Source organism: Enterobacter sp. 04-C-12-SI-ECC, assembly GCF_047530715.1.
In the GTDB taxonomy this organism is placed as follows: Bacteria; Pseudomonadota; Gammaproteobacteria; order Enterobacterales; family Enterobacteriaceae; genus Enterobacter; species Enterobacter bugandensis.
Genome location: NZ_JBLKDI010000003.1, coordinates 130,221 through 145,173 on the forward strand (window position 1 = coordinate 130,221; position 14,953 = coordinate 145,173).

A 14,953-nucleotide genomic window follows, 5' to 3' on the forward strand; every position below is an offset into this window, starting at 1 on the left:
GAGAGCTCCTTATTCGTCCGGGGTCAGCTCGCCGCGAAGGTTTTGCATCATTGCGCGGCGAATGGACTGAATGTCCAGATCCTGACTCAGTAAATAGTGAAGTTTAGTCAGCGTCGCCTCAACGGTCATATCGAAGCCGCTGATCACCCCCGCGTGCGCCAGCGCGTTGCCGGTGGCATAGCCGCCCATATTGACCTTGCCAGACATGCACTGGGTCAGGTTTACCACCACAATTCCGCGCTCGCTGGCTTCCTGAAGCTCCTTCAGAAATTCGCCGTTCTGCGGAGCGTTGCCGACGCCATAGGAACGGAGGATCAGCGCTTTCACCGGCTGACGCAGGAAGTTGCGCACCACGTCCGCGGAGATGCCTGGATAAATGGTGACCACGCCAATCGGCTGCGGGGTAATCGGATGCACAATCAGCTCGCCGGCGGTGTTCGGTGCCGGAGGCGTTCCCAGACGACGGATATGAATACCCGCTTCCAGCAGCGGCTGCAGGTTAGGGGAGGCAAAGGCGTCAAAACCGTCGGCATGGGCTTTGGTGGTGCGGTTGCCGCGATACAGGCGATTGTTAAAGAACAGCGACACTTCGTTGATCGGGTAATTCGCCGCCACGTACAGGGAGTTCAGCAGGTTGATCTGCCCGTCCGAGCGCAGCTCCGCCAGCGGTATTTGCGACCCGGTGACGATCACCGGCTTGCTCAGGTTCTCCAGCATGAAGGAGAGCGCCGAAGCGGTGAACGCCATGGTGTCGGTGCCGTGCAGGATCACGAAGCCGTCGTACTGGTCGTAATGGGCTTTAATGTCATCCGCGATGTGCTGCCAGTCTTCCGGCGTCATGTCGGAGGAGTCCATCAGCGGCTCGTATTCATGGATGGTGAAGTCAGGCATTTCCGGACGGTGGAATTCAGGCATCAGCGCAAGCTGACGCTGCAGATGGCCGGAGACGGGGATATAGCCATTTTCAGAGCGCTGCATACCGATGGTACCGCCAGTGTAGGCTACATAAATCGATTTCTTCTGCATGGTAGTGAGTTCTTGTTCTTCAAAAGAAAAAAATCCCCTCTTCACGGGAAGAGGGGACGGTTTTTAACGGACGTTCGCGCAGGTCAGGCAAAACGCGTAACGACTTTGTGGATCGTTAAAGGCCGCGAGCTTATCGCTTTCCGCCTTCATCGCTTTCGCAGCCGTGGTCACCGGGGCCGGCAGGTACGCCTGCAGCGCCTCCGGCAGCATGGCGCGTACGGAGACGGACATGCTGTCCATCACCATATCGAAGAACGACGGTTCGTCCTGATAATACTCAACGTGCCACTGCTTGAGCTTCGCCAGTTCGGCGGCTTTCTTCACCGCGTCGTCGAAGTCGCCCAGGCTGTCGACCAGACCGTTACTCTTCGCATCCTGTCCGGTCCAGACGTGGCCCTGAGCAATCTGGTCGATCTGTTCCGGCGTCTTCTTACGCGAGTCGGCAACCAGCGTGATAAAGCGTTTATAGCCGTTCTCAATGCTCAGCTGCATCATCTCTGAAACTTCCGGCGGCAGAGATTTGGTCATCGACACATCCGCCAGCGGCGACGTGGAAACACCATCGGTATGCACGCCCAGATAATCCAGGCTGTTTTCCACGGTGTTAATCACCCCGAAGATGCCAATCGAGCCGGTCAGCGTGCTTGGGTTCGCCACAATATAGTTGGCAGGCGTGGAGATCCAGTACCCACCAGACGCGGCCATGCCGCCCATGGATACGACGATCGGCTTGCCAGCGGCACGCGCTGCGGCCAGCTCGGCGCGGATCACTTCGGAAGCGCTAACGCTGCCGCCAGGGCTGTTCACCCGCAGGACAATCGCTTTCACTTTCGGATCAAGGCGTGCATCGCGGATTTGCGACGCGGTAGTATCACCGCCGACGTTCCCCGGGGTTTCCTGACCGTCCATGATAGCGCCGTTAGCAAACACCACGGCTACGCTGTCGCCGCTATCGTCCGGCTTTTTCGCAGCATAGTCATACATGCTGATGGCGCTGTAGTTTTTGTCCTCTTTGCTCCAGCCAAACTGTTTGGTCAGGGCTTTTTCGATATCTGCACTGGTGCCCAGCGCGTCAACCAGCTTGTTGTCGAGGGCATATTTCGCGGTATCACCGTCGACCTTGCGCAGTCCATCCAGCACGCCGCGAGCGCCAGGGAACACCTGCTCAGCGGTAATTTGACGGTTAGCGGCAACGGTACCCAGATAGTTCTGCCACAGCTCGCCAATCCAACGGCTGTCCGCTTCACGGGCGGCAGGGGACATATCGTCGCGGATAAACGGCTCCACGGCAGATTTATAGGTGCCGACGCGGAAGACGTGGGTGGTGACCTTCAGCTTGTCGAGCAGCGATTTGTAGTACAGGCCGTTGGTGGCAAAACCGTGCAGATCGACCGTACCCTGCGGCGAAAGCCAGATCTTATTGGCGAAGCTTGCCAGATAATATTGCCCCTGGCTGTAGCTGTCGCCCACGGCAATCACCGGCTTGCCGCTGTCGCGGAACTCGCGCAGCGCTTTACCGATGTACTGCATAGAAGGCTGGTCGCCGCCGGCAAAATCTTTCAGATCCAGAACGATCCCGGTGATGTTTCGGTCGTCTTTGGCCTGACGGATAGTATCGACGATATCGAACAGGGAGTTCTCCTGCAGGCGGTCTGACGTCGCGCCAAACAGCTGGCGGCCGATCACCCCCAGACGGTTGCTGGTGGACGGTTTATCAACGATCACGCCGGTGATATCGAGTAACAGGGCCCCACGAGTCGAATGCTGCGCCTGATTCGTGTTGCTGATATGCATCCAGATGCCCGCGCAAACCAGTACCAGCAGGATGAAGAAGATGTTCATCACCAGGTTGCGGACGAAGTTGAGCAGTCGCCACGTCCATTTAAAGAAACCGGCAAAGATTCGCCAAAGGGTTCGCATGTATTCTCCCTAACCAGAAAATGACTGTTTCCGTCGCCACTGGACGGTAATGTTGGGTTATCGTAATGACCCAACCGCCACTTGTCAGCAGGAATCGCCTGCCAGGCTGTAACAAAATCTGCCGTCGTGTTAATTTTGTGAGTAAATTTCAAGAAAGGAGTTAACCAATGGATGCACTCGAACTGCTTGTTAACCGTCGTAGCGCGTCACGTCTGGCCGAACCCGCCCCTGCGGGCGAGCAGCTGGAAAACATTCTGCGCGCCGGCATGCGTGCGCCGGATCATGGCACGCTGCAGCCGTGGCACTTCTTTGTGATTGAAGGCGAAGGCCGCGATCGCTTCAGCCAGCTGCTGGAGCAGGGGGCAGTTGCCGCCGGGCAGGATGAGAAAGGTATCGACAAGGCGCGTAACGCGCCGTTCCGCGCCCCGATGATTATTGCCGTCGTGGCGAAATGCCAGGCCGACCATAAGGTGCCGGTCTGGGAGCAGGAAATGTCTGCTGGCTGTGCGGTGATGGCGATGCAGATGGCCGCCGTTGCGCAGGGTTTTAACGGTATCTGGCGCACCGGGCCGCTGACCGAGAGCGCCGCAGTGCGGGCAGGATTCTCCTGCGGTGAGCACGACAAAATTGTCGGTTTCCTTTACCTCGGCACCCCGCAGCTTAAAGCCTCCAGCACCATTAGCGTGCCGGACACCACGCCTTTCGTCAGCCGTTTTTAATTACACGCGCTAAACTGTCTGGATTCTGAGCATCCGCCGCAGAATTCAGACAGTCATACTTACCTCTTTATGGAATGAGCGCTACCATAGCGCGATTGAGATGACAGGAGACGTCCATGAGCGAGCAAACCATTCGTTTAACGCAGTACAGCCACGGAGCCGGTTGCGGTTGTAAAATTTCCCCGAAAGTGCTGGAGACCATTCTGCACAGTGAACAGGCGAAGTTTGTCGACCCGAACCTGCTTGTCGGCAACGAAACGCGTGACGATGCGGCGGTTTATGACTTAGGTAACGGCACCAGCATTATCAGCACCACTGACTTCTTTATGCCGATTGTTGATAACCCGTTCGACTTCGGGCGCATCGCGGCCACCAACGCCATCAGCGATATCTTCGCCATGGGCGGTAAGCCGATCATGGCCATCGCCATTCTGGGCTGGCCGATCAACACCATTCCACCGGAAATCGCCCGCGAGGTGATTGATGGCGGGCGTTTCGCCTGCCAGCAGGCGGGGATTGCGCTGGCCGGCGGCCACTCGATTGATGCGCCAGAGCCGATCTTCGGCCTGGCCGTTACCGGCGTGGTGCCGACCGAGCGCGTGAAGCGCAACAGCACCGCGCAGGCGGGCTGCAAGCTGTTCCTCACCAAGCCGCTGGGCATTGGCGTGCTCACCACCGCTGAGAAAAAATCCCTGCTCAAACCGGAGCACAAAGGTCTGGCGACGGAAGTCATGTGCCAGATGAATCTCGCCGGCGCGGCGTTCGCCAATATCGACGGCGTAAAGGCGATGACCGACGTCACCGGTTTTGGCCTGCTGGGGCACCTCTCTGAAGTCTGTCAGGGCGCGGGCGTGCAGGCGCAGGTCTGGTATCAGGACGTGCCGAAGCTGCCTGGCGTGGAAGAGTACATTGCCCAGGGCGCGGTTCCGGGCGGTACCCAGCGCAACTTCGCCAGCTACGGTCACCTGATGGGCGAAATGCCTGAAGAATGGCGCAACCTGCTGTGCGATCCGCAAACCTCCGGCGGCCTGCTGCTGGCGGTGACGCCGGAATCCGAAGCCGAGGTTCAGGCCACGGCCGCCGAGTTTGGCATCACCCTGACGGCGATCGGCGAACTGGTGACCGCCCGCGGCGGCCGACCGATGATTGAGATCCGTTAATTCGATGCGGTTGTTTATTGCCGAAAAGCCGAGCCTGGCCCGTGCCATCGCCGACGTGTTGCCTAAACCGCATCGCAAAGGCGACGGCTTTATCGAATGCGGTAACGGGCAGGTGGTCACCTGGTGTATCGGCCACCTGCTTGAACAGGCGCAGCCGGACGTCTACGACAGCCGCTACGCCCGCTGGAACCTCAACGACCTGCCCATCGTGCCGGAAAAGTGGCGTCTTCAGCCTCGTCCGTCCGTCACCAAACAGCTTAACGTCATCAAGCGCTTCCTGCATGAGGCGACGGAAGTGGTCCACGCAGGTGACCCGGACAGAGAAGGGCAGCTGCTGGTGGACGAAGTGCTGGACTATCTTGAGCTGGCGCCGGAAAAGCGCCAGCAGGTGCAGCGCTGCCTGATCAACGACCTCAACCCGCAGGCCGTTGAGCGGGCGATCTCGCGCCTGCGTTCCAACAGCGAGTTTATTCCGCTGTGCGTCTCTGCTTTAGCGCGCGCCCGCGCCGACTGGCTGTACGGCATCAACATGACCCGCGCCTACACTATCCTCGGGCGTAACGCGGGCTATCAGGGCGTACTCTCCGTGGGCCGCGTGCAGACGCCGGTGCTGGGGCTGGTGGTGCGTCGCGACGAAGAGATCGAGAACTTTGTCGCCAAAGATTTCTTTGAAGTGAAAGCGCATATCGTCACGCCTAAAGACGAGCGCTTTACCGCCGTCTGGCAACCGAGCGACGCCTGCGAGTCGTACCAGGATGAAGAGGGGCGTTTGCTGCATCGTCCGCTGGCGGAGCATGTGGTTAACCGTATTACCGGCCAGCCGGCCATCGTTACCAGCTATAACGATAAACGGGAATCAGAACCCGCGCCGCTGCCGTTCTCCCTTTCTGCTCTGCAGATTGAGGCCGCGAAGCGCTTTGGCCTCAGCGCGCAGAACGTGCTGGATATCTGCCAGAAACTCTACGAAACCCACAAGCTGATCACCTATCCGCGTTCGGACAGCCGCTATCTGCCGGAAGAGCACTTTGCCGGACGCCATTCGGTGATGAATGCCATCGGCGTCCACGCGCCGGATCTGCTCCCGCAGTCCGTCGTTAACCCGGACACCCATAACCGCTGCTGGGACGACAAAAAGGTCGATGCCCACCACGCGATTATCCCGACGGCGCGCGCCAGCAGCGTCAACCTGACCGACAACGAAGCGAAGGTCTATAACCTGATCGCCCGTCAGTACCTGATGCAGTTCTGCCCGGACGCGGTGTTCCGCAAGTGCGTCATCGAGCTGGAAATTGCCAAAGGCAAGTTTATCGCTAAAGCGCGTTTCCTCGCGGAAGCGGGCTGGCGCACGCTCCTCGGTAACAAAGAGCGCGATGAGGAGAACGACGGCACGCCGCTGCCGGTGGTCGCTAAAGATGACGAACTGCTGTGCGAGAAGGGCGAAGTGGTTGAACGTCAGACCCAGCCGCCGCGCCACTTCACCGATGCGACGCTGCTGTCAGCCATGACCGGGATCGCCCGCTTTGTGCAGGATAAAGATCTGAAGAAGATCCTGCGCGCCACCGATGGACTGGGTACGGAAGCAACCCGCGCGGGGATCATCGAGCTGCTCTTTAAGCGAGGTTTTCTTGAGAAAAAGGGGCGCTACATCCACTCAACGGAACCGGGCCGGGCGCTCATACACTCTCTGCCGGAGCTGGCCGCAAGGCCGGACATGACCGCGCACTGGGAGTCGGTGCTGACGCAAATCAGCGAAAAGCAGTGCCGCTATCAGGACTTTATGCAGCCGCTGGTGGGGACGCTTTACCAGCTGATCGATCAGGCGCGCAGCACGCCGGTGAAGCGGTTCAGAGGCATGGTTGCACCCGGTGGTGGCGCGAAGAAACCGTTCAAAAAGAAAAAGAGCGCGGCCTGATACGCCCGGTTTTCTCCCTCTCCCTGTGGGAGAGGACCGGGGTGGGGGCTCCCGGCCGCACGATATAAACCTTAAATCACACCCTGCCCAATCATCGCATCCGCCACCTTCACGAACCCGGCGATATTCGCCCCGCGCACGTAGTTGGTTTGCGACGCTTCACCGCCATACTCCACGCAGGCGTGATGAATATCCAGCATGATGTGGTGCAAGCGCGCATCTACTTTCTCCGCCTTCCAGCCGAGCCGCGCCGCGTTTTGCGCCATCTCGAGGCCGGACGTCGCCACGCCGCCCGCGTTGGCAGCCTTGCCTGGTGCAAACAGCACGCCCGCCTCCAGGAACAGATCCGTCGCCTCGATAGTGGTCGGCATATTCGCCCCTTCAGCCACCGCCTTCACGCCGTTGCTAATCAGCGTGCGCGCGGCGTCCGCGTCCAGTTCGTTTTGCGTGGCGCACGGCAGGGCGATATCCACCGGCACGCCCCACGGCTGTTTGCCTTCCAGATACGTCAGGCCAAACTCCGCGGCATAATCGGCAAGTCGGCCATCGCGGCTGGCTTTGATTTCGCACAGGCGCGCCAGTTTCTCCGCCGTAAAGCCCGCTTCGTCCACTACCGTCCCTTTAGAGTCGGAGGCAGTCACCACGCGGGCACCAAACTGCATCGCTTTTTCGATAGCGTACTGCGCCACGTTACCGGAGCCGGAGACCGCCACGCGCATCCCCTCGAAACCTAAGCCGTGACGCTTGAGCATTGCCTCGGTGAAGTAAACCAGGCCGTAGCCGGTCGCCTCCGGGCGGATCAGGCTGCCGCCAAACGATAACCCTTTGCCGGTAAAGACGCAGGCGCTGTTGTTGGAGAGTTTTTTCATCATCCCGGCCATAAAGCCCACTTCGCGGGCCCCCACGCCGATATCCCCCGCTGGTACGTCGGTGTCCGGGCCGAGGTGGCGGTAGAGCTCGGTCATTAGCGCCTGACAGAAACGCATCACTTCGCCTTCGCTTTTACCTTTCGGGTCGAAATCGCTCCCGCCTTTACCGCCGCCCATTGGCAGGGTGGTGAGCGCGTTTTTAAACGTCTGTTCAAAGCCAAGGAATTTCAGAATCGACAGGTTCACGGAAGGGTGGAAGCGCATGCCGCCCTTAAACGGACCGATGGCGGAGTTAAACTGCACGCGCCAGGCGCGGTTGACCTGTACCTGGTTGCGGTCATCCACCCAGGTCACGCGGAACTGGATCACACGCTCTGGTTCAACCAGACGTTCCAGCAGCGACAGTTGACGATAGCGCGGGTTTTCTTCAAGGAACGGCCAGAGGGTAGTCATTACTTCACGAACGGCCTGAGCAAATTCGCTTTGATGCGGGTCGCGCTGCTGAACATAGGCAAGGAAACTTTCCAGAGAGCGTGTCTGATCCATAGATATAAGAACCTCTTATAGTAATTAATGTATGTTGCTTATGCGATTTGTGTTGTTTTTTTGACTATACCACCCGTACCGCTTTGTGAAGCAAGCAGAAATGTGGACCGAAAGGGAAATTAATGACCCGGGCCGCGTCATAACAAAAAGCGATGGCGCGCTAAATTAAAGATTCTGCGCGATTTACCGTTATAGTCATTATCAGGACACAACAGGAAGAGAAGTCTATGAACCGTTACGTGATGGCCGCGTTATCATTGATGTTGACCGCAGGCGCTCAGGCTGACCGCATTCGCCCGGATGTAGAAGTGAACGTGCCGCCGGAGGTGTTTAGCTCCAGCGGCCAGCGCGCGCAGCCGTGTAACCAGTGCTGCATCTACCAGGATCAAAACTATTCTGAAGGGGCCGTCGTGAAGGCGGATGGCGTGCTGCTGCAGTGCCAGCGCGATGAACGTACCATCAGCACGAATCCGCTGGTCTGGCGTCGCGTAAAAGAATAAACGCCTCCAGCAGCGGAATATCCGCCGGAGCTAACTCATAACTGAAAGCCTCTTCCGGCGTACACCACGCCAGCGCGCTGTGGTAGTGCGCCGTTAACTCTCCGCTGAAGCGGGGTACGTGCCAGGCGTGCAGGTTGATTAACCGCTGTGATACCTCGCGCTGATGGCTCGCCACGTACTGCTCAGGCTGAGCCTCGATACCCAGCTCTTCACGCAGCTCGCGGATAAGCGCCTCAGGCTGGGTTTCTCCGGCCTCCACTTTGCCGCCAGCGAACTCCCACATTCCCGGCTGGTCGGCGTGAGCAGGGCGCTGCGCCAGTAAAATTTTGTCGTCTTTTTCGATGATGGCCGCAACGACATCGACTGTTTTTAGCATGGTCGTCAATACTTGATAGCGAAAAACGCCATATTATCGTGCCCTTTCAAAGAGTCCAGCCATCAGGAGAATCAGGTGAAAGAGACGTCCACCTGGGTAGAGCCCATCCCAACCCTTCCGGCGAGCGTAAAACCCATTGCCGCCATGCAGCAAAAACACTTCGGCGCCGTGCTGAACCCCACGCGCTGGTGGGGACGCATGCCGCGTCTGTTCTGGCTGGTCGCTTTGTTTGTGGGGTTTCTGGAGCGCAGAAAAGCGCGCCTGACGCCAGTGCTGCGCTCGCTGCTTATGACGCGCGTATCGCAGCTGTGCCACTGTGCGTTCTGCATTGACGCCAACAGCCTGCGTCTGGCCGAGCGCTGCGGCGCGCTGGATAAAGTCCAGGCCGTAAGCGGCTGGGCTGATTCTGACGTGTTCAGTGAACAGGAACGCGCGGCGCTGGCCTATGCGGAGGCGGTGACCGCCACGCCGCCCAGGGTGGATGAAGCAATCAAAACGGCGATGAAACGCCACTTTACGGATGATGCCATCACTGAAATGACGGCGCTCATTGCCTTTCAGAATCTCTCGGCCCGGTTTAATGCCGCGCTGGATATACCGGCACAGGGGCTGTGCGCCACGTTTAAAGGGAAGCCTGATGCTTGACCGTCACCTGCACCCGCGGGTAAAGCCCGCTCTGGACCGTCTGGTATCCGTGCTGGATAAGCCGGGCGTTACGCCCGACGGATTAACGCTTGCCGGGTTTGCCATCGGCCTGCTGGCGTTGCCGTTTCTGGCCCTCGGCTGGTATCCGGCGGCGCTGGCCGCCATCGTCCTGAACCGCCTGCTGGATGGTCTGGACGGCGCGCTGGCGCGTCGGAGAGGGCTGACGGATGCGGGAGGGTTTCTCGATATCGCCCTCGATTTTCTGTTCTATGCGCTGGTGCCGTTTGGCTTTGCGCTGGCTGCACCCGCAGAGAATGCGCTGGCGGCGGCCTGGCTGTTGTTTGCATTTATCGGCACCGGCAGCAGTTTTCTCGCCTTTGCCGCGCTGGCGGCGAAGCACGATATCGACAACCCCGGCTATGCGCATAAGTCGTTTTACTATATCGGCGGGTTAACGGAAGGGACGGAGACCATCGCGCTGTTCGTGCTGTGCTGCCTGTTTCCGGCACAGTTTACGCTGTTCGCGTGGATATTCGGCGCGCTGTGCTGGTTGACCACCACAACGCGCATCTGGAGCGGCTACGTGACGCTGAAGTCACTCACCCGTTAGAGAGCACTCTCTGGTCCGCGCTCTCCGGCGGTGACCGGGTTCTGCGGGTGGCTGCTCCATTCGTACCAGCCGCCGTCATAGACGGCGATATTTTTCCAGCCCATCGCCCGGGCGTACATAAAGGTTTCGGATGCCCGCCAGCCGGTGCCGCAGTAAAACGCGACCTGCTGTTCCGGCAGAATATTCCAGCGCTTCCACTGGGCGGCGATGTCGTCAGCGCTGCGCATGGTGCCATCCGGGTTATGGAAGTCTTCCATATGGGTGGCATCGCTGCCCGCGTGACCCCAGCGGGCACCGGCAATTTCACCTTTTGGCTTGATGTAGCTGTAGCCGCTGGTTTCGCCGATAAACTCCGGCCACGAACGAATGCTGACCAGGGAGGCATCCTGACGGTGCAGCATGCCGCGCGCCTGTTCCATATCCACCATCAGCTGCGGCTGGCCGGGGATCGGCGCGCCAAAATCAGGGGCAGGAGCCACTTTGCCGGGCGTACCGCGCTCAACTGGCAGACCGGCATCTGACCACGCCTTCCAGCCGCCATCGAGAAGGCGCACATCCGTCACGCCCGCGTAGAGCATGATCTGCGCCACGCGCGCGGCGGCGTAAACGTCGCGCCCGTACAGAATGACGGTGGTATCGTGACGGATCCCGTGCTTTGCCAGCATTGCTTTCAGCCTGTCGTCGGAGACTTTGTTCCACAGCGGCTCGCTTTCCACCTCGTTGGTGTCAATGTAGCCCGCGCCGGGAATGTGGTTAAGCAGGTAAAACTTCGGCGCGCCCCAGGCCGCCTCTATGACTTTCCATTCGCCCGCCGGCGCGGCGGTCACCGGTTTGCCCTGCTGAAGCCGGTGGATCCACTGCGGGTAGACCAGCTGTTCAAAGTGGGGCAGGCGCTTCAGGCGGTCGGGCGTCTGCAGAGCATCGCTGAGCAGCGAAACGTGGCGGTAACCAGCTTTCTCCAGACGGGCTTTCACCGCCTGGTTATCGTTCTCGTCGCCATACAGCGCGATGGACGTCGCAGGGGTAAGCTGATGCTGTTTTGACCAAAGTGCAATCTGCTCGTCGCTCATGGCGCTATGCCAGGCGGCTGCCAGGTTGAGCGCAGCGGGTTCGTGCCCGGAAGGACCGCTGAGGGTCTGCGGCCAGCCGTTATAGAAGGCGCTGGGGCGGGTGTCGATTGCCGCGCCGTGCTGCGCCTGAAGCTGAGACAGCGTCATCGCGTTGGCCATATCAGCAGCCTGAGAGGAAAAAGAGGCGAGGCCGCAGATCAGGGCCAGCGCGGTCAGTTGAGAAACACGTTTCATCGAATAACCTGACGTCAGTAAAAGAGGGGGGCATTGTCGTCTCTCCCGAAACGAAAAACATTGCGTTAGCACATTATTGCCAGCGAGAAATCTCCATCACCTCGCCGCCGGGTGGAATATCGTCCTCGTCATGGGTGACCAGCACTACCGGAATATTGCGCGCGCGGACGGCGTCAAATACCCATGCCCGGAACGTCGTGCGTAACGCTTTATCAAGGCGGCTGAACGGTTCGTCCAGCAGCAGCGCCTGCGGCTCTGCGAGCAGGGCGCGAAGCAGGCTAACCCGCGCGCGCTCTCCGCCGGAAAGGGTGGCCGGATCGCTGGTGTAATGACCGCCAAGCCCGGCGGAATCCAGCGCCTGCTCGACCGCTTCTCGCCGTGCGCGTCCCGCGATCCGCTCAGGCAAGGCGAGCAGCAAATTTTGCCCAACGCTGAAAGGGTCAAACAGCAGCGCGTCCTGAAAAAGAATCCCCAGACCGCGGGATTCGACGGGCAAACCGTCGCAGCGGCGTTCGCCGATCCACATTTCGCCCCGCGCCTGAAAATCCTCTGACAGCGCGCCGACCATCCAGGCAAAAAGGGTCGATTTGCCGCTGCCGGACGGCCCCATCAGGGTGACTATCTCCCCGCGGGGTACGCAAAAATTGACCTTGCGGAAAAGCGGTTCGATGGTGAGATCGTTGACCTTCAGCATTAACGTAATCCTTGACGGTAGCGGCCCGCGAGCCGGGATAACAGCGCAGCAAGACCGAATACGACGCCCGTGACCAGCAGTAATCCCAGGGCACGGTTAGCGAGAACCGGGATGCTGCCTCCGCTGCTGAGCGCGACGGTCTCGGTGGTCAGCGTGGCGAAACGTCCCGCGCCCAGCCACAGGGTCGGCATATATTGGGCCATGCTGACGGAAAAGCCGGTGGCAAAGGCCAGCAGCGCAGGACGCACCAGCAGGGGACATTTCAGCAGGCAGAAAATTTTTGCCCGCCGCCAGCCGAGCGTTCTGGCGGTAAGGATAAGCCGGGGATCGATCCGCCGCCAGGCGGGCTGCAGCACCAGCAGCATCCACGGCAGCACCCACAGCAGATGGCTCCAGAGGACGGCGATAAAGCCTCCGTCGAGACCCAGATGCAAAGCAATCGCGTATTGCCCGGTGACGAGCGGCAGTGCCGGAAGGGCGAGCGGTAGCCACACCCACGCCGCGCCGCGCTGCGGCCCCCATTCCAGCCAGAGAAAAATGACGATCAGGGCGATAAGGCTCGAAAGCAGACCGAAGGAGAGGCTGGTTCCCACGGGACCTACGTCGTCCCGCTGCGCCAGCATCAACAGCACGGCGGCGCAAAGGAGGCCGCATGCGGGCAAAAAGCCGCTGAATGCGCGTTCAGGCAGGACGAGATGCAACCTGCGGCGCGTCCCGCTCAGGTCCGGAATCGCGCGACGCCAGACCTTCCACAGGCCGTACCCCAGCGCGGCAAGCGCGGCCAGCAAAAGAAGGAGCACCAGGCACAGCAGCGTTCCTTTCACCTGCTGCTGCGCGTCTCCCTGGCTCAGCCACTGCCAGGCCAGCACGGCCAGCGTGGGCGGGTTGCCGGGCCCGAGAACGATCGCTACGTCCACAACCGACAGCGACCAAGCCAGCACCGCCAGCATCACCGCCCCGAGGACTGGCGCGATCGCCGGAAGGATCAGCCAGCTGAGCGTCTGAAAACGTCCGTAGCCAAAGGTTTGCAGGACGATCTTCTGCTGCGCAAGCCCTTTTTCCGGCAGCACGGCGTAAATGGCCCACAGCACGAATGCGCTCTCTTTGACCGCGAGCGTCAGGCCCAGCCCTACGCCGTAGCGGTCAAACGGCGGCGAACAGACGGTACAAACCTGATAAAACAGTCCGCCCTCGGCAAACAGCAGTAGCGCGCTGGTGGCGAAGGCCACGTGGGGGATCGCCAGCAGCCACGGCAGGCGCGTGCTGAGGCGCCGCCAGCGGGTGCCGGGCCAGAAAAGAGCCACGAGGGAAAGGGCGATAAACAAGGCCCCCAGCGTAGCGATAAGCGTTGAGACCAGCGTGGCAACGGCTGCCTGCGGCAGCTGAGGATCGTTTAGCAGCCGCTGCCAGTTTGTCACGGAAAAGGCCGGCGCGAACAGCACGGTGCCAGCGGGCAGGATCGGCAGATAAATCACCGTCATCGCCAGCCAGACAAGCCAGCCTAACGGGTGCCGTAACGACGCAGCCATTCCTGCTCCAGCGCGTTCACCCACGCGGACTGCGGCTCCGGGAGCACCTTCGGCAGCCCCTGAGGCGTGTGGGCCTGCAGCTGTTTCGCTTCACCTTCGGGCAGCGTTTTCGCATCCAGCACGCTCGGATCCCCCCAAATGGCCGGGTCGGCCTTGCGGATCTGCGCCTGCGGCGACAGCAGGAAATTGGCGACCACTTTCGCCCCCGCGCTCGCGCTGGCATTAGCCGGAATAGCGACAAAATGCACGTTGCCGAGCATCCCGTCCTGAAAACCAAAGCTGTAGCTGTCGGCAGGCAGTTCGCCGCTCGCCACTTTTTGCTGCGCATGCGCCGGGTTAAAGGTCAGCGACAGGTTCAGACTTCCGCTGGCGAGCAGGGCATCCATCCGGGCGGGTGAGGGAGGGAAGTCTTTTCCTTCACGCCACAGCAGCGGGTGCAGTTTATCGAGGTAGGCCCAGAGCGGCGCCGTAACCTGGGCAAACGTATCATCAGGCGCTTTTTGTAACGCCTCGGGATGCGCCGTAAGCGTCAGCAGCAGCTGCTCAAGAAAGGCCGTGCCGGTAAAATCGGGTGGGCGAGGATAGCTCACCTTGCCCGGGTGCTGCTGCGCGTACGCCAGCAGCGCCTGCGGATCCTCCGGCGGCATTGGCATGCTGGCTTTGCGGGCGATAAAAGTCAGCTGCGCGCCGCCCCACGGCGATTCCGCCCCGTCGGTTGGAATCGCAAAATCTTCCGTAACGGGTTTACGGGTATCGACATAGCGCCAGTTGGGCAGACCCTGCGCCCACCCGGTTTGTAGCAGGTTCGCCTCTTTTAGCGTGCGGAAGTTCTCGCCGTTCACCCACAGGAGGTCGACCGAGCCGTTGGTCTTACGCCCTACGGCGGCTTCCGTCTGAATACGTTTGACCGCATCGGCGGCATCCGCCAGCGGGACGATTTTTAGGGTGATGGCATAGTGCGTTTGCATCTCACCGCTGACCCACTCAAGGTAGCGGTTAACCGCCGGATCGCCGCCCCAGGCGTTAAACCAGACGGTCTGGCCTTTGGCCTGCTGTTGAATAGCTTGCCAGCCGTCGGCGGCACAGAGGGGGGCTGCCAGCAGCAGACCGGTCAGAAACGTGCAAAAACGCACACGGCGCATA

At 60.3% G+C, this 14,953-nt stretch carries 14 protein-coding genes; 6 read left to right on the forward strand and 8 right to left on the reverse strand.

Annotation, left to right across the window (positions count from 1 at the left end):
• Positions 1–9: 9 nt before the first annotated feature.
• Complete coding sequence (ansA, locus tag ACMWL8_RS06570) at positions 10–1,026, reverse strand: asparaginase (protein WP_028012774.1); 1,017 nt, start codon at positions 1,024–1,026, stop codon at positions 10–12.
• A 63-nt stretch (positions 1,027–1,089) separates the two neighbouring features.
• Positions 1,090–2,946 (reverse strand): signal peptide peptidase SppA, encoded by a 1,857-nt coding sequence (gene sppA / locus ACMWL8_RS06575; RefSeq protein ID WP_045261606.1) that lies wholly within the window; start codon positions 2,944–2,946, stop codon positions 1,090–1,092.
• Between the two features lie 167 nt (positions 2,947–3,113).
• Between sppA and ACMWL8_RS06580 the strand changes: the two genes are divergently transcribed.
• From ACMWL8_RS06580 to ACMWL8_RS06590, 3 genes are all read left to right on the forward strand, one after another.
• Entirely contained in the window at positions 3,114–3,665 is a 552-nt protein-coding gene (locus ACMWL8_RS06580; protein WP_045261605.1) for an NAD(P)H nitroreductase, read from the forward strand.
• Between the two features lie 116 nt (positions 3,666–3,781).
• On the forward strand, positions 3,782–4,825 hold the full coding sequence (gene selD, locus ACMWL8_RS06585) for a selenide, water dikinase SelD (protein ID WP_045261604.1): 1,044 nt from the start codon (positions 3,782–3,784) through the stop codon (positions 4,823–4,825).
• Positions 4,826–4,829: 4 nt separating this feature from the next.
• Positions 4,830–6,737 (forward strand): DNA topoisomerase III, encoded by a 1,908-nt coding sequence (locus ACMWL8_RS06590; protein WP_045261603.1) that lies wholly within the window; start codon positions 4,830–4,832, stop codon positions 6,735–6,737.
• A gap of 71 nt (positions 6,738–6,808) precedes the next feature.
• Here ACMWL8_RS06590 and gdhA read toward each other — a convergent pair whose 3' ends face one another.
• Positions 6,809–8,152 (reverse strand): NADP-specific glutamate dehydrogenase, encoded by a 1,344-nt coding sequence (gene gdhA, locus ACMWL8_RS06595; protein ID WP_028012779.1) that lies wholly within the window; start codon positions 8,150–8,152, stop codon positions 6,809–6,811.
• A gap of 227 nt (positions 8,153–8,379) precedes the next feature.
• Here gdhA and ACMWL8_RS06600 point away from each other — a divergent pair, with 227 nt between their 5' ends.
• The gene (locus tag ACMWL8_RS06600) at positions 8,380–8,652 is read left to right on the forward strand and encodes a YnjH family protein (RefSeq protein WP_028012780.1); all 273 of its coding nucleotides are present in this window, start codon (positions 8,380–8,382) and stop codon (positions 8,650–8,652) included.
• On the opposite strand, the gene ACMWL8_RS06605 is transcribed toward ACMWL8_RS06600, so the two are convergent.
• Positions 8,612–9,028, reverse strand: a complete 417-nt coding sequence (locus tag ACMWL8_RS06605; RefSeq protein ID WP_045261602.1) for a pyrimidine (deoxy)nucleoside triphosphate diphosphatase — start codon at positions 9,026–9,028, stop codon at positions 8,612–8,614. The two genes, ACMWL8_RS06600 and ACMWL8_RS06605, sit on opposite strands and share 41 nt — an antisense overlap.
• 75 nt (positions 9,029–9,103) lie before the next feature.
• Here ACMWL8_RS06605 and ACMWL8_RS06610 point away from each other — a divergent pair, with 75 nt between their 5' ends.
• Both ACMWL8_RS06610 and ACMWL8_RS06615 read left to right on the forward strand, forming a co-directional pair.
• Positions 9,104–9,673: a carboxymuconolactone decarboxylase family protein gene (locus ACMWL8_RS06610; RefSeq protein ID WP_045261601.1), complete on the forward strand. Its 570-nt coding sequence runs from the start codon at positions 9,104–9,106 to the stop codon at positions 9,671–9,673.
• Positions 9,666–10,283: a CDP-alcohol phosphatidyltransferase family protein gene (locus ACMWL8_RS06615; RefSeq protein ID WP_045261600.1), complete on the forward strand. Its 618-nt coding sequence runs from the start codon at positions 9,666–9,668 to the stop codon at positions 10,281–10,283. The genes ACMWL8_RS06610 and ACMWL8_RS06615 overlap by 8 nt, the downstream gene beginning before the upstream one ends.
• Here ACMWL8_RS06615 and ACMWL8_RS06620 read toward each other — a convergent pair.
• The 4 genes from ACMWL8_RS06620 to ACMWL8_RS06635 form a co-directional block, all read right to left on the reverse strand.
• The gene (locus ACMWL8_RS06620; RefSeq protein ID WP_045261599.1) at positions 10,280–11,587 is read right to left on the reverse strand and encodes a sulfurtransferase; all 1,308 of its coding nucleotides are present in this window, start codon (positions 11,585–11,587) and stop codon (positions 10,280–10,282) included. The two genes, ACMWL8_RS06615 and ACMWL8_RS06620, sit on opposite strands and share 4 nt — an antisense overlap.
• 73 nt (positions 11,588–11,660) lie before the next feature.
• Positions 11,661–12,281: an ATP-binding cassette domain-containing protein gene (locus ACMWL8_RS06625; RefSeq protein ID WP_045261598.1), complete on the reverse strand. Its 621-nt coding sequence runs from the start codon at positions 12,279–12,281 to the stop codon at positions 11,661–11,663.
• Positions 12,281–13,810, reverse strand: a complete 1,530-nt coding sequence (locus ACMWL8_RS06630; protein ID WP_045261597.1) for a thiamine ABC transporter permease — start codon at positions 13,808–13,810, stop codon at positions 12,281–12,283. The genes ACMWL8_RS06625 and ACMWL8_RS06630 overlap by 1 nt, the downstream gene beginning before the upstream one ends.
• Complete coding sequence (locus ACMWL8_RS06635; protein ID WP_375151291.1) at positions 13,783–14,943, reverse strand: ABC transporter substrate-binding protein; 1,161 nt, start codon at positions 14,941–14,943, stop codon at positions 13,783–13,785. Before ACMWL8_RS06635 ends, ACMWL8_RS06630 begins: the two co-directional genes overlap by 28 nt.
• Positions 14,944–14,953: the final 10 nt, after the last annotated feature.

What these genes read in the sequence shown, in the direction of transcription:
- ansA (WP_028012774.1), bottom strand. Translation starts at nt 1,026, where the DNA reads ATGCAGAAGAAATCGATTTATGTAGCCTACACTGGCGGTACCATCGGT.
- sppA (WP_045261606.1), bottom strand. Translation starts at nt 2,946, where the DNA reads ATGCGAACCCTTTGGCGAATCTTTGCCGGTTTCTTTAAATGGACGTGG.
- ACMWL8_RS06580 (WP_045261605.1), top strand. Translation starts at nt 3,114, where the DNA reads ATGGATGCACTCGAACTGCTTGTTAACCGTCGTAGCGCGTCACGTCTG.
- selD (WP_045261604.1), top strand. Translation starts at nt 3,782, where the DNA reads ATGAGCGAGCAAACCATTCGTTTAACGCAGTACAGCCACGGAGCCGGT.
- ACMWL8_RS06590 (WP_045261603.1), top strand. Translation starts at nt 4,830, where the DNA reads ATGCGGTTGTTTATTGCCGAAAAGCCGAGCCTGGCCCGTGCCATCGCC.
- gdhA (WP_028012779.1), bottom strand. Translation starts at nt 8,152, where the DNA reads ATGGATCAGACACGCTCTCTGGAAAGTTTCCTTGCCTATGTTCAGCAG.
- ACMWL8_RS06600 (WP_028012780.1), top strand. Translation starts at nt 8,380, where the DNA reads ATGAACCGTTACGTGATGGCCGCGTTATCATTGATGTTGACCGCAGGC.
- ACMWL8_RS06605 (WP_045261602.1), bottom strand. Translation starts at nt 9,028, where the DNA reads ATGCTAAAAACAGTCGATGTCGTTGCGGCCATCATCGAAAAAGACGAC.
- ACMWL8_RS06615 (WP_045261600.1), top strand. Translation starts at nt 9,666, where the DNA reads ATGCTTGACCGTCACCTGCACCCGCGGGTAAAGCCCGCTCTGGACCGT.
- ACMWL8_RS06620 (WP_045261599.1), bottom strand. Translation starts at nt 11,587, where the DNA reads ATGAAACGTGTTTCTCAACTGACCGCGCTGGCCCTGATCTGCGGCCTC.
- ACMWL8_RS06625 (WP_045261598.1), bottom strand. Translation starts at nt 12,281, where the DNA reads ATGCTGAAGGTCAACGATCTCACCATCGAACCGCTTTTCCGCAAGGTC.
- ACMWL8_RS06630 (WP_045261597.1), bottom strand. Translation starts at nt 13,810, where the DNA reads ATGGCTGCGTCGTTACGGCACCCGTTAGGCTGGCTTGTCTGGCTGGCG.